This is a genomic window from Curtobacterium sp. MCSS17_006 (assembly GCF_003234215.1).
Lineage (GTDB): Bacteria > Actinomycetota > Actinomycetes > Actinomycetales > Microbacteriaceae > Curtobacterium > Curtobacterium flaccumfaciens.
This window is the reverse complement of sequence record NZ_QKSO01000002.1, coordinates 43,393-67,321: the sequence shown is the minus strand read 5'-3', so window position 1 is coordinate 67,321 and position 23,929 is coordinate 43,393. Positions and strand designations below refer to the sequence as shown.

At 72.3% G+C, this 23,929-nt stretch carries 25 protein-coding genes; 3 read left to right on the top strand and 22 right to left on the bottom strand.

Annotated elements, in window-relative coordinates; translation table 11 throughout:
• Positions 1-11: 11 nt before the first annotated feature.
• From DEJ21_RS02565 to DEJ21_RS02525, 9 genes are all read right to left on the bottom strand, one after another.
• Positions 12-251, bottom strand: a complete 240-nt coding sequence (locus DEJ21_RS02565) for an HGxxPAAW family protein (RefSeq protein ID WP_017887200.1) — start codon at positions 249-251, stop codon at positions 12-14.
• Positions 248-946 carry a Trp biosynthesis-associated membrane protein gene (locus DEJ21_RS02560; RefSeq protein ID WP_110858960.1) on the bottom strand — a complete coding sequence of 233 codons (699 nt, stop codon included), beginning with the start codon at positions 944-946 and terminating at the stop codon, positions 248-250. Before DEJ21_RS02560 ends, DEJ21_RS02565 begins: the two co-directional genes overlap by 4 nt.
• Positions 943-2,487 (bottom strand): anthranilate synthase component I, encoded by a 1,545-nt coding sequence (locus tag DEJ21_RS02555; protein WP_111223617.1) that lies wholly within the window; start codon positions 2,485-2,487, stop codon positions 943-945. The genes DEJ21_RS02560 and DEJ21_RS02555 overlap by 4 nt, the downstream gene beginning before the upstream one ends.
• A complete protein-coding gene (gene hisI, locus DEJ21_RS02550) occupies positions 2,484-2,882 on the bottom strand; it encodes a phosphoribosyl-AMP cyclohydrolase (protein WP_110864563.1) in 399 nt (132 codons plus the stop codon). Before hisI ends, DEJ21_RS02555 begins: the two co-directional genes overlap by 4 nt.
• 25 nt (positions 2,883-2,907) lie before the next feature.
• Positions 2,908-3,663 carry an imidazole glycerol phosphate synthase subunit HisF gene (gene hisF / locus DEJ21_RS02545; RefSeq protein WP_258374845.1) on the bottom strand — a complete coding sequence of 252 codons (756 nt, stop codon included), beginning with the start codon at positions 3,661-3,663 and terminating at the stop codon, positions 2,908-2,910.
• A gap of 11 nt (positions 3,664-3,674) precedes the next feature.
• Positions 3,675-4,514, bottom strand: a complete 840-nt coding sequence (gene hisG / locus DEJ21_RS02540; protein ID WP_027465727.1) for an ATP phosphoribosyltransferase — start codon at positions 4,512-4,514, stop codon at positions 3,675-3,677.
• Between the two features lie 70 nt (positions 4,515-4,584).
• Positions 4,585-4,848 (bottom strand): phosphoribosyl-ATP diphosphatase, encoded by a 264-nt coding sequence (locus DEJ21_RS02535; protein ID WP_027465728.1) that lies wholly within the window; start codon positions 4,846-4,848, stop codon positions 4,585-4,587.
• Positions 4,849-4,949: 101 nt separating this feature from the next.
• Positions 4,950-5,609: a ribulose-phosphate 3-epimerase gene (gene rpe, locus DEJ21_RS02530; protein WP_110864565.1), complete on the bottom strand. Its 660-nt coding sequence runs from the start codon at positions 5,607-5,609 to the stop codon at positions 4,950-4,952.
• A 72-nt stretch (positions 5,610-5,681) separates the two neighbouring features.
• Positions 5,682-6,281 (bottom strand): TetR/AcrR family transcriptional regulator, encoded by a 600-nt coding sequence (locus DEJ21_RS02525; RefSeq protein WP_111223615.1) that lies wholly within the window; start codon positions 6,279-6,281, stop codon positions 5,682-5,684.
• A 62-nt stretch (positions 6,282-6,343) separates the two neighbouring features.
• Here DEJ21_RS02525 and DEJ21_RS02520 point away from each other — a divergent pair, with 62 nt between their 5' ends.
• Complete coding sequence (locus DEJ21_RS02520; protein WP_027465731.1) at positions 6,344-6,997, top strand: NAD(P)-dependent oxidoreductase; 654 nt, start codon at positions 6,344-6,346, stop codon at positions 6,995-6,997.
• Positions 6,998-7,021: 24 nt separating this feature from the next.
• Here DEJ21_RS02520 and DEJ21_RS02515 read toward each other — a convergent pair whose 3' ends face one another.
• Together DEJ21_RS02515 and fmt are read right to left on the bottom strand one after the other, a co-directional pair.
• Positions 7,022-8,527, bottom strand: coding sequence for an RsmB/NOP family class I SAM-dependent RNA methyltransferase (locus DEJ21_RS02515; protein WP_111223750.1), 1,506 nt, complete (start codon positions 8,525-8,527; stop codon positions 7,022-7,024).
• Between the two features lie 59 nt (positions 8,528-8,586).
• Positions 8,587-9,522 (bottom strand): methionyl-tRNA formyltransferase, encoded by a 936-nt coding sequence (fmt, locus tag DEJ21_RS02510; RefSeq protein WP_111223614.1) that lies wholly within the window; start codon positions 9,520-9,522, stop codon positions 8,587-8,589.
• A gap of 134 nt (positions 9,523-9,656) precedes the next feature.
• On the opposite strand from fmt, the gene DEJ21_RS02505 reads away from it, so the two are divergent.
• Positions 9,657-9,986, top strand: coding sequence for a hypothetical protein (locus DEJ21_RS02505; protein ID WP_111223613.1), 330 nt, complete (start codon positions 9,657-9,659; stop codon positions 9,984-9,986).
• 14 nt (positions 9,987-10,000) lie between these two features.
• Positions 10,001-10,456 (top strand): DUF4383 domain-containing protein, encoded by a 456-nt coding sequence (locus DEJ21_RS02500; protein ID WP_111223612.1) that lies wholly within the window; start codon positions 10,001-10,003, stop codon positions 10,454-10,456.
• 125 nt (positions 10,457-10,581) lie between these two features.
• Here DEJ21_RS02500 and DEJ21_RS02495 read toward each other — a convergent pair whose 3' ends face one another.
• From DEJ21_RS02495 to pyrR, 11 genes are read right to left on the bottom strand one after another with little or no spacing between them, the layout of a single operon-like run.
• Positions 10,582-12,564 (bottom strand): primosomal protein N', encoded by a 1,983-nt coding sequence (locus DEJ21_RS02495; protein WP_111223611.1) that lies wholly within the window; start codon positions 12,562-12,564, stop codon positions 10,582-10,584.
• Between the two features lie 8 nt (positions 12,565-12,572).
• Positions 12,573-13,784 (bottom strand): methionine adenosyltransferase, encoded by a 1,212-nt coding sequence (gene metK, locus DEJ21_RS02490; protein WP_111223610.1) that lies wholly within the window; start codon positions 13,782-13,784, stop codon positions 12,573-12,575.
• Between the two features lie 5 nt (positions 13,785-13,789).
• A complete protein-coding gene (gene rpoZ / locus DEJ21_RS02485) occupies positions 13,790-14,053 on the bottom strand; it encodes a DNA-directed RNA polymerase subunit omega (RefSeq protein ID WP_017887186.1) in 264 nt (87 codons plus the stop codon).
• 27 nt (positions 14,054-14,080) lie between these two features.
• Complete coding sequence (gmk, locus tag DEJ21_RS02480; RefSeq protein ID WP_239001435.1) at positions 14,081-15,004, bottom strand: guanylate kinase; 924 nt, start codon at positions 15,002-15,004, stop codon at positions 14,081-14,083.
• Complete coding sequence (gene pyrF / locus DEJ21_RS02475; RefSeq protein WP_111223749.1) at positions 15,001-15,885, bottom strand: orotidine-5'-phosphate decarboxylase; 885 nt, start codon at positions 15,883-15,885, stop codon at positions 15,001-15,003. The genes gmk and pyrF overlap by 4 nt, the downstream gene beginning before the upstream one ends.
• An 11-nt stretch (positions 15,886-15,896) precedes the next feature.
• Positions 15,897-19,190 carry a carbamoyl-phosphate synthase large subunit gene (gene carB / locus DEJ21_RS02470; protein WP_111223609.1) on the bottom strand — a complete coding sequence of 1,098 codons (3,294 nt, stop codon included), beginning with the start codon at positions 19,188-19,190 and terminating at the stop codon, positions 15,897-15,899.
• Positions 19,190-20,434 carry a glutamine-hydrolyzing carbamoyl-phosphate synthase small subunit gene (gene carA / locus DEJ21_RS02465; protein WP_111223608.1) on the bottom strand — a complete coding sequence of 415 codons (1,245 nt, stop codon included), beginning with the start codon at positions 20,432-20,434 and terminating at the stop codon, positions 19,190-19,192. The genes carB and carA overlap by 1 nt, the downstream gene beginning before the upstream one ends.
• On the bottom strand, positions 20,431-20,994 hold the full coding sequence (locus DEJ21_RS02460) for a hypothetical protein (RefSeq protein WP_111223607.1): 564 nt from the start codon (positions 20,992-20,994) through the stop codon (positions 20,431-20,433). The genes carA and DEJ21_RS02460 overlap by 4 nt, the downstream gene beginning before the upstream one ends.
• Positions 20,991-22,349: a dihydroorotase gene (locus DEJ21_RS02455; RefSeq protein WP_111223606.1), complete on the bottom strand. Its 1,359-nt coding sequence runs from the start codon at positions 22,347-22,349 to the stop codon at positions 20,991-20,993. The genes DEJ21_RS02460 and DEJ21_RS02455 overlap by 4 nt, the downstream gene beginning before the upstream one ends.
• A complete protein-coding gene (locus tag DEJ21_RS02450) occupies positions 22,346-23,320 on the bottom strand; it encodes an aspartate carbamoyltransferase catalytic subunit (protein WP_111223605.1) in 975 nt (324 codons plus the stop codon). Before DEJ21_RS02450 ends, DEJ21_RS02455 begins: the two co-directional genes overlap by 4 nt.
• On the bottom strand, positions 23,320-23,919 hold the full coding sequence (gene pyrR / locus DEJ21_RS02445; RefSeq protein ID WP_017887177.1) for a bifunctional pyr operon transcriptional regulator/uracil phosphoribosyltransferase PyrR: 600 nt from the start codon (positions 23,917-23,919) through the stop codon (positions 23,320-23,322). Before pyrR ends, DEJ21_RS02450 begins: the two co-directional genes overlap by 1 nt.
• Between the last annotated feature and the right edge of the window lie 10 nt (positions 23,920-23,929).

The window sequence follows — 23,929 nt, the reverse complement described above, 5'->3', positions numbered from 1 at the left end:
TCGGGAGCCCCCTACTCGCCGTGGTGCTTGGGGACGAACTTCGGACCGTCGACGCCGTAGCCGGCCTTCTTCATCACGCCACCGACGATGAGGCCGATGAGGACGACGCCAGCGGAGGCCCAGACGCCCCACGGCTGGTCGAACCAGAAGAACAGCGTGCCTGCCGCGAATCCGATCAGCATGATCACGACGGCGGTCCAGGCGGCCGGCGAGTGGCCTTCGCCGAGTTCTGCGGGCTCAGTGTTGCTCACGGTGCTCCTCGTTCTGCTCCGGCGTCGTCGGTCGAGCGACGCCCTGTCGATCCTACCGTGTCGTCACTCGGCGCCCCCGCGCCCGCGCCGTCGGCGGTGGTCGGGTCCACGCCCGCGCTCAGGTCGTCCCAGTCGACGACCGCGTCGCGCTGGACGGGTGCTGCTGCACGTGCTGCTGCGGCGGCTCCGGCGGTGGCGGCACCGTACTTCCGGCTCGGGCCGGGCCAGGCGCGCTGGACCACGATGACGACCACGCCGAGCAGCACGGCGAGCACGCCACCCGCGATCCCGACGGCGGGCCACGGGCTCACGGAGACGCTCGACACGACACCGCGGACGGCACCGAGGTCACTGACCCCGGCGACCTCGCCGACGGCACCGCGTGCGGCGGCGATCGGGTCGCCGAGGGCGGTGATGCCGCTGACGACCACGCCGAGGCCGAGCAGGATCTCGACGGCGGCGAGCACGATGCGCAGCACCCGTCCGGCGATGGTCATCGCCAGGAAGAGCGCGAGGCTCGCGATCGCCAGCGCGGTGTACTGCGGCACGACCGCCGCCCCGTCGGCCGAGACCGTCGAGGTGACGGCGGCACCAGCGTGCAGGCGGACGGTGAACCAGGTCTGGGTCCAGGCGAGCATGATGACACCGGCGACCAGGAGCCCGGCGACGACCACGATCGGACGCGAGCGCTTCACGAGCGGACCTCGCGCATCCGGTTGGCGGTGGCGACGGCACGCAGTGGGGCAGCGGCCTTGTTGACCGCCTCGACGTGCTCGGTCTCCGGGTCGGAGTCCGCCACGAGTCCGGCACCGGCCTGCACGCGGGCCACGCCGTCCTTGATCAGGGCGGTGCGGATCGCGATCGCCAGGTCGGCGTCACCGGCGAAGTCGAAGTAGCCAACGACACCGGCGTACGCACCGCGCTTCGCCGGTTCGAGCTCGTCGATGATCTGCAGCGCACGCGGCTTCGGCGCACCCGAGAGCGTGCCGGCCGGGAACGTCGCGCGGAACACGTCGATCGCCGAGGCGTCGGGGCGCACCCGCCCCTCGACGCTCGACACCAGGTGCATGATGTGGCTGAACCGCTCGACGGTCATGAACTCGGTGACGCTGACGGTGCCGGGCTCGCACACCTTCTGCAGGTCGTTGCGCGCGAGGTCGACGAGCATCAGGTGCTCGGCGCGCTCCTTCGGGTCGCCGAGCAGGTCCTCGCCGAGGCGGACGTCCTCTTCCGGGGTCGCACCACGGGGGCGGGACCCGGCGATCGGGTGCGTGATGGCGCGGTCGCCCTGCACCTTCACCAGCGCCTCCGGCGATGCGCCGACGATCCAGAACCGCTCGTCGGCGGTGTCCGCGAGGGCGAGGAAGTACATGTACGGGCTCGGGTTCAGCGTCCGGAGCACCCGGTAGACGTCGAGCGGGTCGGCCGTGACCTCGTGGTCGAACCGCTGCGAGATGACGACCTGGAACACGTCACCGTCGCGGATGAAGTCCTTCGAGCGCTCGACGGCCGCCATGTAGTCGGCCGGGCTCGTGCGGTGGGTCGGGGTCGGCTCGGCGATCTCGAACGCCTCGGCCACGGTCGCGACGCTCGGCTGCACCAGGTCGCCCTGCATGCGGTCGAGTCGCTGCTGCGCGTCCGCCCAGAGGGTGTCCGCGTCGTCGGTGCCGTCGTTCAGCACGCTCGCGACGAGCAGCACGAGACCGGTGCGGTGGTCGAGCGCGGCGAGTTCGGAGACGAAGGACAGCGCCTGTCCGGGGACGTCGAAGTCGGCCGGCGGCACGTTCGGCAGGTGCTCGAGCTGGCGCACGGCCTCCCACCCGACGAAGCCGACGGTGCCGCCGACGAGGGGCGGCGAGCCGGGCACGCGGGGCGTCGCCCAGCGCTCGTGCAACCGCGCCAGGACGTCGAGCGGGGCACCGTCGAGCGACCCGACGGCGCGCTCGGCGTCGATGCCGGTGTCGATCCAGGCCGCGCGGTCGCCGTCCTGCGTCAGGACGCCGAAGCTCCGCACGCCGACGAACGACCAGCGCGACCACAGGCCACCCTGACCGGCGGACTCGAGCAGGAAGGACCCGGGGCGGCCGTCGGCGAGCTTGCGGTAGACGCCGACCGGCGTCTCACTGTCGCCGTACAGCGCGCGGACGACCGGCAGGACACGGTGGTCGCCGAGCAGGCCGTCGAACTCCGGTCGGGAGGTCGTGTGCGGGGTCTCGGAGATCGTCGCGGTGGTCATCGGGTCGGCTCCACGGCCGTGTCCGCCGGGGCGGACATGGTCACGGGCGCGAGCGGGTCGACGTCGAAGCACCGGTGCGCACCGGTGTGGCACGCAGCCCCGACCTGCTGCACCGTGACGAGGAGCGTGTCGTCGTCGCAGTCCAGCGCGGCACCGCGGACGTACTGGGCGTGTCCCGACGTGTCGCCCTTCCGCCAGTACTCGTTCCGCGACCGCGACCAGAAGGTCACACGGCCTTCGGTGAGGGTGCGGCGGAGGGCTTCCCGGTCCATGTAGCCGAGCATGAGGACGTCCTTCGACGATTCCTCCTGCACGATGGCGGGGAGCAGGCCGTCCGCACCGAAGTGTGCGCGGTCGAGGACCGCCTCGGTGTCGGTGCTGGTGCTGTCGGTCATGAGGCTCCTAGCCTACGGCGGCGGATCAGCGGACGGCGTGGCCGGTCGCGCGGAGCGCGGCCTTGACGTCCCCCACGGTCATCTCGCCACGGTGGAAGACGCTGGCGGCGAGGACTGCATCCGCACCCGCGTCGACGGCCGGGGCGAAGTGCTCGACGCGACCCGCGCCTCCCGAGGCGATCACTGGGACCGACGAGACGGCGCGCACCGCGGCCACGAGTTCGAGGTCGAACCCGTTCTTCGTGCCGTCGGCGTCGATGGAGTTGACGAGCAGCTCCCCCGCGCCGCGCTCGACGGCCTCGCGTGCCCACGCGATGGCGTCGAGGTCGGACTCGGTCCGCCCGCCGTGGGTGGTGACCACGAAGCCCGAGGGCATCCGATCGGCGCGCTTGACGTCGAGCGACAGCACGACGGCCTGGGCACCGAACCGGTCGGCGATCTCGCCGATGAGCTCGTGCCGGGCGATGGCCGCGCTGTTCACGCCGATCTTGTCCGCGCCGCACTGCTGCAGCCGCGAGACGTCGTCGACGCTGCGCACCCCGCCGCCGACGGTGAGCGGGATGAAGACCTGCTCGGCCGTCCGGGTCACGGTGTCGTACATCGTCGCCCGGTTCTCGACCGTGGCACCGACGTCCAGGAAGGTCAGCTCGTCGGCGCCCTGCTCGTAGTACCGAGCCGCGAGCTCGACGGGGTCACCGGCGTCCTGCAGGTCGAGGAAGTTGACGCCCTTGACGACGCGGCCGCCCTTGACGTCGAGGCACGGGATGACCCGGACCGACACGCCACCGGGGGTCACAGGCGTGCGGCGTGGATCGGGCTGACGAGGATCGCCCGGGCGCCGAGGTCGTAGAGCGCGTCCATGATGAGGTTCGCGTCGTCGCGCGGGATCATCACGCGGACCGCCGCCCAGTCGCGGTCGTGCAGCGGTGAGACCGTGGGCGACTCGATGCCGGACGCCACCGCGGTCGCCTGCTCGAGCAGGGCCGTGGGGACGTCGTAGTCGAGCATCACGTAGCCACGGGCGACGAGGACGCCCTGCAGGCGTCGGCGGAGCACGTCGATGCCCGGGATGGTCTCGTCGGTGGAGACGAGCACCGCGGTCGACTCGAGGATCACCGGGCCGAAGATCTCGAGGCCCGCCTGCCGGAGCGTGCTGCCCGTCGACACGACGTCGGCCACGGCGTCGGCGACCCCGAGCCGCACGGCGCTCTCGACCGCGCCGTCGAGCTTCACGAGCGTGGAGCTGACCCCGTGCTCGGCGAGGAAGGCCCCGACCAGGCCGGGGTAGCTCGTGGCGACCCGGACGCCGTCGAGGTCCTGCAGCGAGGCGAACCGACCCGGGGTGCCGGCGAACCGGAAGGTGGAGTCGGCGAAGCCGAGCGCGTCGACCTCGTGCGCCTCGGACCCGGAGTCGAGCAGCAGGTCGCGGCCGGTGATGCCGACGTCGAGCGCGCCGGACCCCACGTACGTGGCGATGTCCCGCGGGCGGAGGAAGAAGAACTCGACGCCGTTGCGCTCGTCGAGCAGGTGCAGCGCCTTCGGGTCACGGCGACCGGCGTACCCGGCCTCACGCAGCATGTCGGACGCGGTCTCGGACAGGGAGCCCTTGTTGGGCACGGCGATGCGGAGCATCAGGGGTCTGCTTTCTGGTCGGGGTCGTGGCGGATCGAGGTCGGTGCGCGGGCTGGTGCCCGAGCGCGTCCTACAGATGTCGCCAGACGTCCGCCGGGGTGAGCCCCTTCGCGACCATGAGGACCTGGAGGTGGTAGATCAGCTGTGAGATCTCCTCCGAGGTGCGCTCGTCGCCCTCGTACTCGGCCGCCATCCAGACCTCGGCGGCTTCTTCCACGATCTTCTTGCCGATCTGGTGCACGCCGGCGTCCAGTTCGGCGACGGTGCCGGAGCCCTCGGGGCGCGTGCGCGCCTTCTCGGTGAGCTCCTGGAACAGGTCGTCGAACGTCTTCACGGGGTCCAGGCTACCGGTCTCCGCTGACGCTGCCGACGCACCGTCCGGACGGGAGGCGGTGGTCGCCTCGCTCACGCCGGTACCGTCCGACGCTCCCCCGGTCACGAGCGAGCCCGAGCGGCGGCCTCGCGCAGGTCGGCGATGCGCGCGGCGGGTTCGCCGCCGTACACCGCGGAGCCCGCGACCAGCGTGTCGGCACCGCTCCGCACGGCCTCGGGCACGGTGTCCACGGCGATCCCGCCGTCCACCTCGAGCCACACGTCGAGCCCGGAGGCATCGACGGCGGCGCGGGCGTCGGCGAGCTTCGGCATCACGGACGGCATGAAGGACTGGCCGCCGAACCCGGGCTCGACGGTCATGAGCAGGATCATGTCGTATGCGTCGAGGTGGTGCAGCACCTGCGTGATCGGGGTGCCGGGCTTCACGGCGACGGCGGCGCGGGCACCGTTCGACCGGATCGCCGCGGCGGTCGCCACCGGGTCGTCGGCGGCCTCGAAGTGGAACGTGACGCTCGACGCACCCGTCTCGGCGTACTTCGGCGCGTTGCGGTCGGCGTCGGTGATCATCAGGTGCACGTCGAGCGGCACCGGCGACACCTGCTGCAGGCGCTGCACGATCGGCAGCCCGAGCGTCAGGTTCGGGACGAAGTGGTTGTCCATCACGTCGACGTGCACCAGGTCGGCGGTCTCGATGCGCTGGAGTTCGCGCTCGAGGTTCGCGAAGTCGGCGGACAGGATGCTCGGCGAGATGCGGATCGTCACCGGGCAAGCCTACCGGCGTGCGCCTGCCTGGCTGCGCTGCCCGGGTGCGCGCGGCGCCGTCCGGGGGCGGGGTCAGCCGTCGCCGAGGGCGCGCGTGCCGAGGTCGGACCGGAGCATCGTCCCGAGTGCTGCTTCGACCAGCCGCTCGCCCTGCGGGCGGTCGATCCGGCGCGACACGACGAGGCCCGCGATCCCCTGCATGGTCGCGGCGAACAGGAGCTTGAAGGTGGTCCGGGCGTCCTCGCCGGGCTCCGGCGCGGACGCTCCGAGCGCGCCGTCGAGCACGGCGAACAGCGATTCGGCGGCGGTCTGCACGGGGCCGGACCGGCCGGCCGTCGACGCCTGGAACATGAGGTCCATGAGCGCCGCGTCGTCGATGGCGAAGTCGACGTACGCCATGGCGACCCGACGGAACCGGTCGTCGAGGTCGCCCGAGCCGGAGAGGGCCCGGCGCACCGCGGTGGTCAGTCGCTCGAAACCGAGCACGGCGAGGGCGTCGAGGAGTGCCTGGCGGTCGACGAAGTGGCTCCGCGGCGCACCGTGGCTGACCCCGGCGCGCCGCGCCAGGTCACGGAGGGACAACCCGTCGATGCCGTCCTCGCGCAGGACCTGGACGGCCTCGTCGAGCAGCACGGCCCGCAGGTTCCCGTGGTGGAAGGAACGCTCCGGCATGGGGAGAGCCTATCGCGGTACTAGGCATTGCCTATTTTCTAGTCATTGCCTAGATTGGGTGGATGACACCTCGACAGCACCTGCTCGTGTTCGGCGCGACCGGACAGACCGGCCAGCACTTCACCCGGCTCGCACTCGATGCCGGACACCGTGTCCGCGCCGTCGTCCGGACACCGTCGAAGCTGGCGGTCCAGCACGACGACCTGCAGGTCGTGCAGGGCTCGGTCACCGACGGCCTCGACCTCGACGCGCTGCTCGAGGGCGTGACGGGCGTGGTCGTGATGCTCGGGGACGTCGCCGCGCAGCGCGAGCGACCGGTCAACACCGCGTTCGTCCGCACGCTCGTGCCGGCCATGCGCCGGAGCGGCACCCGGCGGCTGCTCTACCAGGCCGGTGGGCTGAGTGCGCCTCCCGGCAAGCGGCTCGCGCCCGTGCTCCGCCTCGTCCGGTCGACGCTCGCGCGGGAGTACATCGGACAGCACGCGGACAACGAGTCGGTGATGCGCTACCTCGACGCCGAGGCGCAGGACATCGCCTGGACGGTCCACCGCGCCGGCATCGGTTCGGACGGCCCATCCAAGGGCGAGCTACGCCGCTCGGCGCGGTGGATCAGCATCGGTACCTTCCGGGATTGCGCCGCGTACAACCTGCGCACCTTGTTCGACGACACGGCCGTGCACACGTGCGACGGCAGTGCCTACCGACGGTCGCGCTGAGCCCGATCCCGGTCGGCGGGGTGGTCAGTCGACGCGACGGAACAGCGCGATGAACATCGCGTCCGTCCCGATGCGGTGCGGCCACAGCTGCGCCGTGGCGCCGTCCGCGATCTCGGGGTCGCGTGCGGCGACACCCCGGACGATCGCGGCGGTGTCGAGCTGTTCGAGCCGGTCGCCGTGCCGCCCCATCAGCGCGTCGACCTGCCCGCGGGTCTCGGCCAGGTGCGGCGAGCAGGTCACGTACGCCAGCGTCCCGCCCGGTGCCAGCACCCGGACGGCGGCGTCGAGCAGTTCGGTCTGCAGGGCAGCGAGCTCCTCGACGTCCTCGGGGAGCTTCCGCCAGCGGGCCTCCGGTCGGCGACGCAGCGCGCCGAGCCCGGTGCACGGGGCGTCGAGCAGGATGCGGTCGAAGGTCATCCCGGTGCCGTCGCGTCCGTACCGACGGGCGTCACCCTCGACGACCCGCACGTGGTCGCCGAACACGCCGAGGGCGTTCCGCACGAGTCCGGCCCGGGCGGGCACGAGCTCGTTGGCGACCAGGGTCGCCCCGCCCTGCTGCGCCTCGGCGGCGAGCAGCGCGGCCTTGCCGCCGGGCCCGGCGCACATGTCGAGCCACCGCTCCCCCGCGCGCACGTCCGACGAGCGGCTCAGCGCCAGCGCGGCGAGCTGCGACCCCTCGTCCTGCACGCGCAGGTGTCCGGCGGCGACGCCCGGCACGCGCGCCGGGTCGCCGCTGATGCCACGGATGCCGACGGGCGACACCGGCGCGGCGTCCGCCTGTACGACGGGCTCGTCGGCCCGGACGGGAGGCACGGCGCCGGTCGCGCCGTCGGCCTCCGGTTCGTCGTCCGCGGGCACCAGGGCCGCGGGCACGTCGACCGCACCGGTCGCGTCGGCGAACGCGGCGTCGGTGTCGTCGTCTGGGGAAGTGCGGGCGGTCGCCGTGGCGATGTCCTCGTCGGTGGCGAGTCCGGGCAGGGCCGCGAGCTGCACCCGGGGTGCGGCGTTGTCAGCGGCGAGCAGGGCGGCGAGCTCGTCGCGGGAGCGTTCGGCGGCCAGGGCGTCGCGGAGCGCCGAGACGACCCAGACGGGGTGCGACCAGCGGGTGGCGAGCAGGGCGTCCCCGGCACGGCCCTCGGTGATCAGGGCGTCCCACTCCTGATCGGTGCGGGCGGCGATCTTGCGCATCACGGCGTTCACGAACCCGGTGGCGCGACGGGCACCGACCTCGCGGGCGAGCTCGACCGTGGCGTCGACGGCGGCGTGCGTCGGCGTGCGCATGGCGAGCAGCTGGTGCGCACCGAGGCGCATCACGTCGAGGACGTCCGCCTCGATGTTCTCGGCCCGGCGACCGGAGGCCAGCGCGATGATGACGTCGTAGCGGCCGAGCATCCGGATCGACCCGTAGGTGAGCTCGGTCGCGAACCCGGCGTCGCGGGCGGTGAGCCCGGCGCGGCGGATGCGCGTCGGCAGCAGCAGGTTCGCGTAGGCGTCGTCGACCTGCACGGCGCGGAGCACGTCGAACGCCACGCGGCGGGCACTGGCCGGACGCGGGCCGCGGCGGGCACCCTTGGGCTTCGTCTGGGGGCTCATGCGAGGACCTTCCCGTCCAGTTCGCCGAGGCCACGGGCCCAGGCGGCGGCGTCCATCGCCTTCTTGCCCGCCGGCTGCACCTCGAGCAGCACCAGCGGGGTGTCGGCGGTCCCGACCAGCAGCCGACCGCCGTGGAGTGCGAGCGCACCCGGCGCGAGCGACGGGGCGGGGTCCTGCGTGCCTCCTGGCCGGAGCGTGCTGCGGAGCAGCTTCACGCGGGTCTCGCCCAGGTGGGCGTACGCGCCGGGCTCGGGCGTGACCCCGCGCATCCGCGCGTGCACGGCGGCGGCGGGCGCGGCGAAGTCGATGCGGCCGTCGTCGATCGTGAGCTTCGGGGCGAGCGTGGGCTCGCCGGACTGCTCGGTCGCGACGGCGGTGCCGGCGGCAATGGCGTCCACGACGTCCGCCACCACGTCAGCGCCGACCTCGGCCATCGCGGCGAGGACCTCACCCGAAGTCGCCTCGGGGTCGATCTCGAAGGGCAGGGCGGCGTAGACCGGGCCGGCGTCGAGCGCCTCGACCAGCTGGAAGACCGTGGCGGCGGTCCGGGTGTCGCCGGCCATCACCGCACGCTGCACGGGAGCCGCACCGCGGTACGCCGGCAGGTCGGAGAAGTGCAGGTTGATCCACCCGTGCCGCGGGGCGTCGAGCGCCGGGCGGCGGAGCAGTGCGCCGTAGGCGACGATCACGCCGAGGTCGACGTCGAGGTCCGCGATCCGGGCGGTGACGGCGTCGTCGACACGCGAGGCCTCGATGACCGGCAGGCCGAGCTCCGCGGCGACGACGGCCACCGGGGTCGGCGTGAGGACGCGCTTGCGGCCCTGCGGGGTGGCCGGCCGCGTGAGCACCGCGACGATCTCGTGGTCGGACGCCGCCAGACGGCGGAGGGTGGGGACGGCCGCAGCGGGGCTGCCGGCGACGACGAGACGCATGGGTTCGATCCTCCCACGCCGACGGGCCCACCCGACCCCGACCGCCTGTCCGGAGCACGCGGCGCTCGGCACTGCCTGTGCACCAGCAGAGCGTGGGCTGCGTACGTTCTGGCTGCATCGACGGAAGGAGCACCATGACCGACCGAGACCTGCCCATCCCGGACTTCGACCACGTCCCGCTCGGCAACCTGACCGAGCACCTGACGGCCCTCGACCGCGAACAGCTCGAGGTGCTGCTCGACCACGAGAACGCCCACGGCGCACGGTTGCCGGTGCTGGAGCGGATCCGTCACCGGATCGAAGCCCTGGACGGCGGTGCGGAGCCGACCGGTTCCGTGCCGGAGCACCTCCCCGAGACGTCTGCGGGGGCCGCGGCACCCGCGGCCGTCACGCCGGCCACCGCCGGTCCGACGATCAACCCGCCGTCCCACGGCGTGCCCACCAACCCCGCGCAACCGCGCTGAGATCAGGAGACACCATGAGCGACGTCACCACCGCCACCAACCGCTACGCCGGTTCATCCGTCCAGAAGGCCGCCCTCGTGGTCGGCATCGTGTTCCTGCTCGTCGGGATCGCCGGGTTCGTCCCCGGCATCACGACCGGCGACCTGGCCGGGGCCGGACACGAGTCGATGGGCATGCTGCTCGGCATCTTCCAGGTGTCCGTGCTGCACAACATCGTCCACCTGCTGTTCGGCGTCGTCGGACTGCTCGCCGCGAACCGAGCCTCCGGGTCGCGGATGTACCTGGTGATCGGCGGGATCGTCTACTTCGTGCTGTGGATCTACGGCCTGTTCACCGCCGGCCACAGCTCGGGTGCGAACTTCGTCCCGCTGAACAACGCCGACAACTGGCTGCACCTCGTGCTCGCCATCGGCATGGTCGCCCTCGGCGTCGTGCTGCCGCGCGAGCGTCGCCGGCCCGCCGACGTCTGACCGACCCGCACCAGCCGGTCGCCGCACAGCGGCAGACCCGAACGACACCGCCGACGTCGCACGACGTCGGCGGTGTCGTTCTGCGTCGTGCCCACACAGCCGCACCCGCACGGGGCCACGCGCGGTCAGACCTCGGAGAACGGCTCCGCGTCGTCCAATCGCACCCGCAGCGTCGGAGCGGCCCGTCGTCGGTTGCCACCCTTGAGCACCCGCCGGGTCGACGAGCGCCGGATCACCTCGGCCTTGAGCGTCGCGGCGACCTCGGCCCCGTGCGCGTACGGGAACCGCACGATGGCCCGGACCGTGCCCGGCAACGTGTCGTCCTCGACCGGGACCGGGCCGAGCACCGGACCGACGACAGCGTCGCCGAGGGCCTCGACCGCAGCGGTGACGGCCTCGTCGGTGCCGGTCATCGTCGCCACCCGCACCGCCGGCGGGAAGTGGAGTTCGCGGCGGTCGGTGAGCTCGTCGTGCGCGGGACCGTCGAGCCGCCACAAGGCCATCGCCGACGCCAGCCGCCCACCGATCCCGACCAGGTACACCTCGGCACCGGGGGCCGACTTCGCGGCGGCGTTCGTCCAGAAGCGCAGCACGTCCTCCTGCACCCGCAGCCCTTCGCGGGCGAGCATCTTCTCGCCGTCGAGCAGCAGCACGCAGGCGTACCCGCCCGGCACCGACGGCTCGGCCCCACGGGTGGCGACGACGACCGATGGCTTGGCGGGGACCTCGTCGAGCGGGCGGGAGCCGTCCGCGACGATGATCCGGGTGCCGGGGAACGCCCGCCCGAGCTCCTCCGCGGTGCGCTGTGCCCCCTGGCCGACCGGCTTCACGGTGCCGTTGCCGCACGTCGGGCAGCGGAACCCGACGGCCAGGGCGCCGCAGAACCGGCACTGGGGCGTGGCGCCGCGGTGCGGGCTGCCGAGCGGCCCGCCGCAGACCCGGCAGTGCGCGCGTTCGCCGCACTCGGCGCAGACCAGCCCCGTACCGAAGCCCGGGCTCGCGACCTGCACCAGGACGGCACCGTGCTGGCTGGCCTCGCGCGCGGCACGCCAGGCGGAACTCGGGATGCGCGCCTGTGCGGCGAACCCCTCGGCCCCGGTCTGCTGCACGGTGGGGATGACCTTCGGGGTCTTCACGCGGTACGGCACGACGTCCTGCAGCCAGTGCAACTCGACCAGTCGCTGCACGTCGGTGCTGCGCGCGTGCGCGACGAACAGCAGCGCGGCACCGGACTGGGCGGCCCGCACCAGGGCGACGTCGCGCGTGTGCACGTAGGGCGCCCGCTGCTCGATGAACGAGGCGTCGCCGTCGTCCCACATGGCGATCAGACCGAGCTCGGTCGCCGGCGCGTACATCGCCGTGCGGTTGCCGATCGCGACCACCGCGTGGGTGCGGGCCTGCAGCAGTGCCTTCGCGCGCTGCCCGTTCGTCTGCTTGGCGTCGAAGCGCACCACCCGCTCCGGTGGCAGCACGGCGAGCAGGGCACGCTCGAGGTCGATGACGTCGCGGAAGTCCGGCACGGCGATCACCGCGGACTGCTCGGCCACCAGGGTGTGCGCCGCAGCCTGGGCGAGCGTCGCGGCCCACCCCGGGACCCAGACCGGCGCGTCCGCGTCGCCCGTCGCCACGGGCTGGGGCACGGCGGCGACCGCGGCGCGTCCGTGCTCCGTCACCACGGCCTCCAGGACGCCGTCGGCGTAGCCGGTGACGGGCGGGGCGGTCACCGGCCGCGGCGACCACGCGGTGTCCCGGGCGAGCCAGGCCTTCTCGGCGCGCACCTGCCGCGGGGGCACGGCGAGGCGCAGGACGTCGGAGGCGACACCCGCGGCCCGGTCGGCGACGGCGCGCGCGAGGGTCCAGATCTCCGGCGCGAGGACGGGCACCGGGGACAGCACGGCCTCGATCTGGCTGAGTTCCCCCGGGTACTCACCCTCGGTGACGATCTCGACCACGTAGCCGTCGGACATCCGGGCGCCGGTGCGCAGCGGCACCTTGACGCGCACCCCCGCGACGCAGTCGTCCTCGAGCTCGGCCGGCACCCGGTAGTCGAACAGACGGTCCAACTGCGGGAGCGGCGAGTCGAGGACGACGCGCGCGACGGTGGTCACGCGGTGCTTCAGACGGTCGCGGCGACGAGTCCTGCGGCGGCGCGGAGTTCCTCGACACGGTCGAGCTGCTCCCACGTGAACCCGGGGAGCTCGCGGCCGAAGTGGCCGTAGGTCGCGGTCTGCGCGTAGATCGGTCGGAGCAGGTCGAGGTCGCGGATGATCGCGGCCGGACGCAGGTCGAAGACCTGGCGGATGGCGGCCTCGATCGTGGCGTCGTCGACGTGTCCGGTGCCGAAGGTCTCAACGTACAGCCCGACGGGCTTCGCACGGCCGATCGCGTAGGCGACCTGCACCTCGAGCCGGTCGGCCAGCCCCGCGGCGACCGCGTTCTTGGCGACCCAGCGCAGCGCGTACGCCGCCGAACGGTCGACCTTCGACGGGTCCTTGCCGCTGAACGCGCCGCCACCGTGACGGGAGGCCCCGCCGTAGGTGTCGACGATCACCTTGCGGCCGGTGAGCCCGGCGTCGCCCTGGGGGCCGCCGATCTCGAAGCGACCGGTCGGGTTCACGATGACCTCGACGTGCGACGAGTCGAGGTCGACCAGGTCGAGGACCGGACGGATCACGTGCTCGGTGATCGCCGCGGTGAGCTCGTCGAGCGTGACGCTTGGCGAGTGCTGTGTGGAGAGCACGACGGTCTCGACGGTCTTCGGCACGACGCCGTCGTACCCGATGGTGACCTGGGTCTTGCCGTCCGGACGCAGGAACGACAGCTCGCCCGACTTGCGGACCGCGGCGAGGCGCTCGGCCAGCCGGTGCGCCAGCCAGATCGCGACCGGCATGTACTCGGGGGTCTCGTTCGTCGCGAAGCCGAACATGATGCCCTGGTCGCCGGCGCCCTGACGGTCGAGCGGGTCGACCGCACCGGTGCGGGAGTCGAGCGACTCGTCCACACCCTGCGCGATGTCGGGCGACTGCGCGCCGATCGAGACCTCGACACCGCAGGTGGCACCGTCGAACGAGACGTCCGACGAGTTGTAGCCGATGCCGGTGATGACGTCACGGACGAGCTTGGGGATCTCGACGTAGCCGGAGGTCGTGACCTCGCCGGCGACGTGCACGAGCCCGGTGGTCACCATCGTCTCGACGGCGACGCGCGCGTTCGGGTCGACCATCAGCAGTGCGTCGAGGATGCTGTCCGAGATCTGGTCGCAGATCTTGTCGGGGTGCCCCTCGGTCACCGACTCGGACGTGAAGAGGCGGAGAGCAGCTGCAGTCACCGGGATCAGTCGGTGGGCTGCTGCTGCTTGGTGACGGTGAGCTTGTCCTCGTTGATCTCGTGGAGCGCGACGGACAGCGGCTTGTCGTCGATCGTCGAGTCGACGAGCGGTCCGACGTTGTCGAAGAGCGAGCCCTCGTGCAGGTCGGCGTAGTAGTCGTTGATCTGGCGGGCGCGCTTCGACGCGAAGATGACGAGCGCGTACTTCGACTCGACCTTGCTGAGCAGGTCGTCGATGGGCGGGTCGATGATGCCCTGGGGGTTGGCCATGGTGTCTCCTCGAAGTCAGTGCACCCGTCAGGGCGCAGAGAACAAGTCTACGACCTCACGTGCCGCGGTGCCGACATCGGAGTTCACGATCCGCACGTCGAACTCGTCCTGCGCGGCCAGCTCGACCTTCGCGGTCTCGAGACGACGCGCCTGTTCCTCCGCGGATTCGGTGCCGCGGCCGATGAGCCGGCGCACCAGTTCCTCCCACGTCGGGGGCAGCAGGAACACGAGCACCGCCTCGGGCATGGCGTCGCGGACCTGCCGGGCCCCCTGCAGGTCGATCTCCAGCATGACCTTCTCGCCGGCGTCGAGCGCGCGGTCGATCGGCGGGCGCGGGGTGCCGTACCGGTACGAGTTGTGGACGGTCGCCCACTCGAGCAGCTCGCGGTCGCGGATCATGCGGTCGAACTCGTCGTCGTCCACGAAGTAGTAGTGCACGCCGTCGACCTCGCCGGGGCGCGGCTTCCGGGTGGTGGCGGAGACGCTGAGGTTGACGTCCGGGTAGTGCTGTCGGATGTGCGCGCTGACCGTGCCCTTGCCGACCGCGGTGGGTCCGGCAAGCACGACGAGCTTCGAGGCGCCACGCTTGCGACCGCGGGCGGCGAGCCAGTCCGCCAGGGCGGTCCGCTGCCGGGTCCCCAGGCCACCGAGGCGCTTCGAGGGGGCGATCCGCAGGGTCCCCATGATCGCCTCGGCTCGTGCGGGGCCGATCCCCGGCAGGCTGACGAGCAGGTCACGGACCCGCAGCGAGCGTTCCGCCGAGGTCGTCTCGACCAGCGAGTCGTCCCACGCGGCACGGGCGACGTCGAGTGCCGAGCGCTCCCCCGACGCGATCGCGGCCTTCACCGCGGCCCGGGCGCGTCGCGCGGCGACGGCGGCCTTCGCCGCGGCGACCCGGTCCACCTCTGGCGGGGTCCGGTGCGCGGGCAGGCCCTCGTGCTCGTCGGTCACGCTGCCGCCGCCAGTGCGGTGCGGATGCGGTCGGCGCGCTCGGTGACGAGCGCCGCGACGCCGTCCGGCCCGTCGGTCAGCAGGCCGCGCGACTCGCTCACGAGCACCTGCTCGGCGCGCGCGCCGTACAGCGCACGGAGGTCCTCGATGCGGGCGCCCTGGGCACCGAAGCCCGGTGCGAGGACCGGCGCGGTGCCGATCGCGTCCGCGTCGATGCCGAAGTCGTCGAGGTGAAGGGTCGCGCCGAGCACGAGCCCGACGTCGCCGAGGGCCTGATCGCCCACGGACCGGTTGTCGTCTGCCACGTCCAAGACGATACCGGCCGCGACCGTCCGGCCGGTACGCGGTCCTTCCGCGACCACCGCGGTCTGCAGCACACGGGCCTCGGGGTTGCTCGTCGCCGCGAGTACGAAGACGCCGGCACCGTTCCGGCGCGCGACGTCGATCGTGCCCCGGAGCGAGCCGTACCCGAGGTACGGCGACACCGTCATCGCGTCGGCCGCGAACGGCCCGTCGCGGTCCAGCCACGCCAGCGCGTAGTCGTCACCGGTGGTCCCGATGTCGCCCCGCTTCACGTCGGCGACGACCAGGAGGCCCGCATCGCGCGCCCGGCGGATCGTCGCGTCGAGCGCACGGTAGCCCGCGACCCCCGCCGCCTCGAAGAAGGCGACCTGCGGCTTCACGATCGCCGCGCGGCCGGCGGCCGCGTCGACCAGGGTCGCGCCGAACGCCGTCAGGCCCTGCTCGTCGCGGGCGAGCCCCCACGCCGCCAGGGTGGCGGCGTGGGGGTCGATGCCGACGCAGAGCGGTGAACGCTTCCCCATGGCGGACGCGAGGCGGTCGCCGAAGGAGGTCGGGCCTCCCGACCGGGTCGTTGCCATGCTGGCAGCCGTCACCAGGTCGCGCGCTCGAGCGCGTAGTCCTGCAGGCTGCGGACGTTGAGCGGCGAACCGATCGTCTCGATCGCCGCGACGGCCGCCCCGATCTGCGCGATCGTCGTGAACAGCGGCTTGTCCGCCGCGACCGTGGCCGCGCGGATCTCGTACCCGTCCGCACGACCGGCGGCACCCGACGGCGTGTTGATGACGATGTCGACCTCGCCCCTGGCGAGCAGGTCGACGACGCTCTCGCCGCCCTGGCTGTACTTGCCGACGATCCCGACCTCGATGCCGTTGCGGCGGAGGATCTCCGCCGTGCCCTCGGTCGCGATGATCGTGAAGCCGAGCTGCTGCAGGCGGTGCACCGGCAGCACGATCGCGCGCTTGTCGGTGTCGGCGACGCTCACGAAGACCGTGCCGCTGGTCGGCAGGCCGCCGTACGCGGCGTCCTGCGACTTGAGGAACGCCCGCGGGAAGTCGCGGTCGATGCCCATGACCTCGCCGGTGGAGCGCATCTCGGGGCTGAGCACCGAGTCGACGACCTGGCCCTCGCGGGTGCGGAAGCGACGGAAGGGCAGCACGGCCTCCTTCACGGCGACGGGCGACTGGGCGGGCACGAACGCCCCGTCACGCTCGGGCAGCATGCCCTCGGCGACGAGCTCGGCGACCGTGGTGCCGGTCATGATGCGGGACGCGGCCTTGGCCAGCGGGATGCCGAGCGCCTTCGAGACGAAGGGCACGGTGCGGCTGGCGCGCGGGTTCGCCTCGAGGACGTAGAGCACGCCGGCGCCGATGGCGAACTGGACGTTGAGCAGGCCCTGCACGCCGATGCCGCGGGCGATCTTCTCGGTCGCGTCGACGACGCCCTGGATCTCCGCGCGGCCGAGGCCGACCGGGGGCAGGGTGCAGGCCGAGTCGCCGGAGTGGATGCCGGCCTCTTCGAGGTGCTCCATGATGCCGCCGATGTAGAGCCGCTCGCCGTCGAAGAGCGCGTCGACGTCGATCTCCACGGCGTCGTCCAGGAACCGGTCGACCAGCAGCGGGAGCTCCGGGCCGATGATCGCCTGGTCGGCCATCCGGTCGAAGTAGTCCGCCAGCGACGGGGAGTCGTACAGGATCTCCATGCCGCGGCCGCCGAGCACGAACGACGGGCGGACGAGGACGGGGTACCCGATCTCCTCGGCCACCGTGGTCGCGCTCGCCAGGTCGTGGGCGGTGCCGTTCCGCGGTGCGAGCAGGCCGGCGGCGTCGAGGATGGCGGAGAACTGCCCGCGCTCCTCGGCCGAGTCGATCGCGGTGGGGCTGGTGCCGAGGATCGGGATGCCCGCGGCCTCGAGCGGCTTCGCCAGACCCAGGGCGGTCTGGCCACCGAGCTGCACGACGACACCGACGAGTTCGCCGGACGCCGCCTCGGCCTCGATGACCTCGAGGACGTCCTCGGCGGTCAGGGGCTCGAAGTACAGGCGGTCCGAGGTGTCGTAGTCGGTCGAGACGGTCTCGGGGTTGCAGTTGATCATGATCGTCTCGAACCCGGCGGCGCTCAGCGCGAAGGACGCGTGCACGCAGGAGTAGTCGAACTCGACGCCCTGTCCGATGCGGTTCGGGCCGGAGCCGAGGATGACGACCTTCTTGCGGTCGCTGGGCGTGATCTCGGTCTCGGTGTCGTACGACGAGTAGTGGTACGGCGTCAGGGCGGGGAACTCACCGGCGCAGGTGTCGACGGTCTTGAAGACCGGTCGGATGCCCTGGGCGTGCCGCTCGTCACGGACCTGCTGCTCGGAGACCGGTGCCGCGTCCGTGCTGCGCAGGCTCGCGATCTGGGTGTCGCTGAAGCCGTGCTCCTTCGCCCAGCGCATCGTGTCCGCGTCGAGGGTCTCGGCGGCCCGGACCTCGTCCGCGACCTCGTTGATGAGCACGATCTGGTCGATGAACCAGGGGTCGATCTTGGTGGCCTCGAAGACCTCGTCCGCGGTGGCACCCGCGACCAGGGCCTGCTGGACCGTCACGATGCGACCGTCGGTCGGGATCGACGACTTCGCCAGCAGGGCGTCCTTGTCGAGCTCGGACGCCGGGGTGTCCCAGTGGAAGCTCGACCCGCGCTTCTCGAGCGAGCGCAGCGACTTCTGCAGTGCGGTGGCGTAGTTCCGGCCGATGGCCATCGCCTCGCCGACGCTCTTCATCGTCGTGGTGAGGGTGGCGTCGGCGGCCGGGAACTTCTCGAACGCGAACCGCGGGGTCTTCACGACCACGTAGTCGAGGGTCGGCTCGAAGCTCGCCGGGGTGACCTTCGTGATGTCGTTCTCGATCTCGTCGAGCCGGTAGCCGATGGCGAGCTTCGCGGCGATCTTGGCGATCGGGAAGCCCGTGGCCTTCGACGCGAGGGCGGACGAGCGGGACACGCGGGGGTTCATCTCGATGACGATGACGCGGCCGTTGGACGGGTCGACGGCGAACTGGATGTTGCAGCCACCGGTGTCGACGCCGACGCGACGGATGATGTCGATGCCGATGTTCCGCATGTTCTGGTACTCGCGGTCGGTCAGGGTCAGCGCGGGGGCGACCGTGATCGAGTCACCGGTGTGGACACCGACCGGGTCGACGTTCTCGATGGAGCAGATGACGACGGTGTTGTCGTAGTTGTCGCGCATCAGCTCGAGCTCGTACTCCTTCCAGCCGAGGATGGACTCCTCGAGCAGGACCTCGGTCGTCGGGCTGGACTGCAGCCCGTCGCCGACGAAGCGGACGAGTTCGGCCTCGTTGTAGGCGAAGCCCGAGCCGAGGCCGCCCATGGTGAAGGACGGGCGGACGACCAGCGGGTACCCGAGGTCCTTCGCGAACTCCTTCGCTTCCTCCAACGTGTGCGCGATGTGGCTGCGGGCGACGTCAGCACCGGACTCGAGGACGAGCTCCTTGAAGAGCTGGCGGTCCTCGCCGCGCTGGATCGCCTCGACCTTGGCGCCGATGAGCTCGACGCCGTGCTTGTCGAGGATGCCGGCCTCGTCGAGCGCGATGGCCGCGTTCAGGGCCGTCTGGCCGCCGAGGGTCGGCAGGACGGCGTCCGGCTTCTCGATGCGGATGATCTCCTCGAGCGACGCGTTCGTGATCGGCTCGATGTAGGTCGCGTCGGCGAAGTCGGGGTCGGTCATGATCGTCGCCGGGTTCGGGTTGACCAGGATGACCCGGACGCCCTCGGCACGGAGGACGCGGCACGCCTGGGTGCCGGAGTAGTCGAACTCGGCGGCCTGACCGATGACGATCGGGCCGGAGCCGATGACGAGGACGGAGTTGATGTCTGCGCGCTTGGGCATCAGTTCGCTTCCTTGGTGATGTCTGCTGCGGCCGGGTCGGCGGCACGTGTGGCGTCGGCGGTGATGTCTGCTGCGGGGGTCGTGGCGTCGGCGGTGGCCGCGTCGAGCGGCTCCCCGTCGCGACGCTCGCGCACCATGTCCGCGAACCGGTCGAAGAGGTACATGCTGTCGTGCGGTCCGGCGGCGGCCTCGGGGTGGTACTGCACGCTGAACGCCGGCACGTCGAGCGCGCGGAGGCCCTCGACCACGTCGTCGTTCAGCGAGTAGTGCGAGACCTCGACCCGACCGAACCCGGCCGGGGACTCGAGGACCTCGCCGAGGGGCGCGTCGACCGCGAAGCCGTGGTTCTGGCTCGTGATCTCGACCTTGCCCGTGGTCGTGTCGAGCACCGGCTGGTTGATGCCGCGGTGGCCGAAGGGCAGCTTGTAGGTGCCGAAGCCGAGGGCACGGCCGAGCAGCTGGTTGCCGAAGCAGATGCCGAAGAACGGCCGGCCGGTGCGCAGGCTGCCCTGCAGCAGTTCGACCTGCGCGTCCGAGGCGGCGGGGTCACCGGGGCCGTTCGAGTAGAACAGGGCGTCCGGTGCGAGGGCTTCCAGCTCCGCAGCGGAGATGTCCTGCGGCACCACGTGCACCTCGAAGCCGCGGGCGGCGAGGTACCGGGTGGTCGAGGCCTTCACGCCGAGGTCGAGCACGGCCAGGGTGCCGATCTGCTCACCCTCGGCCGGCACCACGTACGTCTCCGGGGTGGACACCAGCGACGAGAAGCTCGCGCCCGCCATGGTGGCCTGCGACCGCACGGCGTCCAGCTGCTCCGACTCCGACAGCGCCGCGTCCGCACCGCTGAAGACGCCGCCCTTCATGGCGCCGGCGTCACGGATGCGGCGGGTGAGTGCGCGGGTGTCGATGCCGGAGATGCCGACGATGCCGTCGCGCACCAGGTGGTCGTCGAGCGTCGCGTTCGCGCGGTGGTTCGACACCACGCGGCTGGGGTCGCGCACCACGTACCCGGCGACCCAGATGCGACGGGACTCGGGGTCCTCGTCGTTCACCCCGGTGTTGCCGATGTGCGGCGCGGTCTGCACCACGATCTGTCCGGCGTAGGAGGGGTCGGTCAGCGTCTCCTGGTAGCCGGTCATGCCGGTCGCGAAGACCACCTCGCCGAGCGTGCGCCCACGGGCGCCGTAGGCCCAGCCGTCGTACCGGGTGCCGTCTTCGAGGACCAGGACGGCCCGTTCGCGTGTCATGCTTTCTTCCCTTCGCCCGCGATTCGCGGAGCATCGGCCGCAGTCGCCTGCGGCCCGGTCTCGGTCAGTCCCTGCAGGGCGTGCAGCGCGGCTGCGTCGCCCTCCGGGAACCGGAAGTAGGTGTCCAGGTCCGTCGCACCTGCGGCGCCGGTCGCCGTCCATCGCAGACGGACCAGTCCCCCGGGTTCGACCACTCGGTCGATGGCCCACGTGGATCGGTCGGCGCCGCGGACCGCGTCGCGCGTGATCCAGCGGTCGTCGGTACCGGCGAGGCGCATCACCACGCCGGTCGCGTGGACCGTCACTCCGCCGCGGCCGCGGAACCCGAGGCCGCCTGCGGTGATGCGTTCCAACGGCTGGTCGGCGCGGGTCGTCGCGACGGTGAACCCGTCCCACGACCCGACCGCCGGTGCCAGGTCGGCCGGCACGCGGACTGGAGGCACGGCTTCCGCCTGCTTCCTGGTCCGCGTCCGCCAGGTGCGCGCCATCGCGACGAACAGGGCGGCGACCGCGAGCAGGATCACTGCGCCGAGGAGCCAGCGCTGCGCGTCGCCGCTCATGCGCGCGCCCCTGTCCGGAGCGCCGCGGCGTGCGCCGCGATCGTGTCCGCGTCGACGACCCGGCCGTCGAGCACCGTCGCGTACCCCTGGTGGAAGGTCGCGACGACCCGGCCCGGAAGGGTCATGCCGAGGTACGGCGAGTTCTGCGACTGGCCGGCGAGGTCGGTGACCGCGAACTCGCGGCTGGCCGACGGGTCGTAGAGCGTGATCTCGGCGGGTGCTCCCACGGCGATGCGCTGCCCGTGCCCCTCGACCTGGCCGATCCGCGCCGGCGCCTCGGACAGCACCCGGGCGACGTCGGCCCAGTCGAGCCGCCCGTCGTCGACCACGGCGGACTGCACCACGCTCAGTGCCGATTCGAGGCCGACCATGCCGTTCGCGGCGGCGGGCCACTCGCAGCACTTCGCCTCGGCGGTGTGCGGCGCGTGGTCGGTCGCGACGATGTCGATGGTGCCGTCGGCCAGGGCCGCGCGGAGCGCCTCGACGTCCTCGCGGGCGCGGAGCGGCGGGTTCACCTTGTAGCGGGCGTCGTAGCCGGGCGCACCGTCGTGGCCGGCGATGAGGTCCTCGGTGAGCACGAGGTGGTGCGGGGTGACCTCGGCCGTGACGTCGATGCCGCGGGACTTCGCCCACCGGATCACCCCGACGCTGCCGGCCGTCGAGACGTGGCAGACGTGCAGACGTGCTCCGACGTGGTCGGCGAGCAGGACGTCGCGGGCGATGATCGCCTCTTCCGCGACAGCGGGCCACCCGGCGAGGCCGAGCTCCGAGGACAGCCGGCCCTCGTTCATCTGCGCGCCGATGGTCAGCCGGGGCTCCTGGGCGTGCTGCGCGAGCACCCCGCCGAAGCCCTTGATGTACTCGAGTGCGCGGCGCATGAGCAGCGGGTCGGCCACGCAGGAGCCGTCGTCCGAGAACACCCGGACCTTCGCCCGCGAGGTCGCCATCGCGCCGATCTCGGACAGGTGCGTGCCCTGCAGCCCCTGTGACACGGCGCCGATCGGGCGGACCGTCACGTAGCCCGCGTCGTCGCCGAGGGCCTGGACCTGTTCGACGACCCCGGCGGTGTCGGCGACGGGGCTCGAGTTGGCCATGGCGTTCACGGCGGTGAAGCCACCGGCGGCCGCGGCACGCGAGCCGGTGAGGACCGTCTCGGACTCCTCGTGACCGGGCTCGCGCAGGTGCGTGTGGAGGTCCACGAGACCGGGCAGGGCGATGAGGCCGTCCGCGTCCACGGTGGTGGCGCCGGCCGTGTCGAGACCGGACCCGACCGCGGTGATGCGCCCGGCCTCCAGGCGGATGTCGGCACGCGAGCCGTCGACCAGCTGCGCGCCACGGATCAGGTGAGCGGTCATGCGGCGGACTCCTTCGCGTCGGTGCCGGTGCCGGCACTGCCCGTCAGGGCGAGGTAGAGAACGGCCATCCGGACCGAGACGCCGTTCTCGACCTGCTCGACGACGGTCGAACGGGGGTCGTCGGCGGCGACGCCGGCGATCTCGAGCCCGCGGTTCATCGGACCGGGGTGCATGATGAGCGTGCGCTCGGACAGCCGCCCGAAGCGCGCCGCCGTCAGGCCCCAGTGCCGCGTGTACTCGCGCGGGTTCGGGAAGAAGGCGTCGTTCATGCGCTCCTGCTGGATGCGGAGCGTCATGACGACGTCCGGGGCCTCGGCGAGGGCCGTGTCGAGGTCGTGGTGCACCGCGGCGCCGAACGGGGTCGGGGTGGCGGGCAGCAGGGTCGGCGGCGCGGCGAAGGTCACGCTCGCGCCGAGGGTGCGGAGCAGCCAGGCGTTCGACCGGGCGACCCGGCTGTGCAGCACGTCGCCGATGATCAGGACGCGCACGCCGTCGAGGCCCTGGCCGCGCGAGCCGGCGCCGTGCAGGCGGCGGCGCATGGTGAAGGCGTCGAGCAGCGCCTGCGTCGGGTGTTCGTGGGTTCCGTCACCGGCGTTGACCACTGGCACGTCGATCCAGTCGGCGTCGGCGAGCACCCGCGGGGCGCCCGAAGCACCGTGGCGCATGACGATGCCGTCGATGCCCATCGCGCCGAGGGTCTGGACGGTGTCCTTCAGGGATTCGCCCTTCGAGACGCTCGAGCCCTTCGCAGCGAAGTTCAGGACGTCGGCGGACAGGCGCTTCGCGGCGGCCTCGAACGAGATGCGCGTGCGCGTGGAGTCCTCGAAGAACAGGTTCACCACGGTCTTGCCGCGCAGGGCCGGGAGTTTCCGGACCTCGCGCGTGTTGACTTCGGCCATCTCCTCGGCCACGTCGAGGATGTGGACGGCCTGGTCGCGGGACAGGTCGGCAGTCGAGAGCAGGTGCCGCATCACGCCACCCCCTGCTCGATGAACACGGTGTCGTCGCCGTCGGTCTCGGCCAGGTGCAGCGTGACCCGCTCGTCGGACGCCGTCGGCAGGTTCTTGCCCACGTGGTCGGCACGGATCGGCAGCTCGCGGTGGCCGCGGTCGACGAGCACGGCGAGCCGGACGGCACGCGGCCGACCGATGCCCTGCAGCGCGTCGAGCGCGGCGCGGACGGTGCGACCGGAGTACAGCACGTCGTCGACGAGCACGACGACCTTGCCGTCGATGCCGCCGGCGGGGATCACCGTCCGGTGCGGCGCACGGCCGATGCCGTGGCCGAGGTCGTCGCGGTGCATGGTGACGTCGAGCGTGCCGACACGCTCCGTCCCGATGCCACCGGCGGCCGAGGACCACTCCGGCTCGATGCCGGCCAGGATCCGGCCGAGGCGTTCCGCCAGGACGGCGCCGCGGGTCGGGATGCCGAGGAGCACGAGGTCCGAGCCCCCGTGGTTGGCTTCGAGGATCTCGTGCGCGATGCGTGTCAGGGCACGCGTGATGTCGGGCTGTTGCAGGACCGTTCTGGTTCCCACGTCGACCCCCTTCCCCGCCTCACTGGACGGCATTAAAGGATGC